Source organism: Mesorhizobium sp. M1E.F.Ca.ET.041.01.1.1, assembly GCF_003997355.1.
GTDB lineage: Bacteria > Pseudomonadota > Alphaproteobacteria > Rhizobiales > Rhizobiaceae > Mesorhizobium.
This window is the reverse complement of sequence record NZ_RZSL01001154.1, coordinates 1-742: the sequence shown is the minus strand read 5'-3', so window position 1 is coordinate 742 and position 742 is coordinate 1. Positions and strand designations below refer to the sequence as shown.

At 65.6% G+C, this 742-nt stretch carries 1 protein-coding gene; it reads left to right on the top strand.

What is annotated here, in order from left to right:
• A partial coding sequence (locus EOA38_RS38065) for a phosphatidate cytidylyltransferase (protein WP_127301636.1) occupies positions 1-742 on the top strand: 742 nt, incomplete at both ends.

Sequence of the window (742 nt, the reverse complement as noted above, 5' to 3'; positions counted from 1 at the left end):
GTGTCATCTCGGCCATCGTGATGGCGGCCGCCACGCTTACGCTCACCTGGCTTGGCGGACTGCCGTTTCGCCTGTTCTGCGCGACTATAGCGGCGCTGATCTTCTACGAATGGACGCGTATGTCGCGTCCTGGGAACGGCTCGACGCTTGGCTTTCTGCCGGAAGCGCTGATCGCCGTCTTCATTGTCGCGCTGGTTGCCGGCCTCCCGGCTCTGTGGCTGCTGCTTCTGGTCGCAGCTCTCACTGCTGTCGGCGCTGTTGCGGCGCGGCTGCGGGGAGCAGCGCAATGGGAGGCGTCGGGGCTGGCCTACGCATCGCTATCCGGCTTTTCGCTCGCTTATCTGCGCGATGACAACCATTCCGGGCTGATCGCCATCCTGTTCCTGTTCGCTGTGGTCTGGGCGACCGACATAGCGGCCTATTTCGTCGGGCGCGCGGTCGGCGGGCCGAAGCTGGCGCCGTCGATCTCGCCCGGCAAGACGCAGAGCGGCGCGCTTGGCGGCGCCGTCGGCGGCGTCGTCGCCGGATTGCTGCTGGCAATCGTGGCCGGAGCCGGCAATCTCATTCAGCTTGGCCTTGTCGCGCTGGCGCTTTCGATCATCTCGCAGATCGGCGACCTGTTCGAATCCTGGGTCAAGCGCCGGCACGGCTGCAAGGATTCCAGCAACCTGATTCCTGGGCATGGCGGCGTCATGGACAGGGTCGACGGGCTTGTCGCGGCGGCTTTCGCGCTGTACGTCAT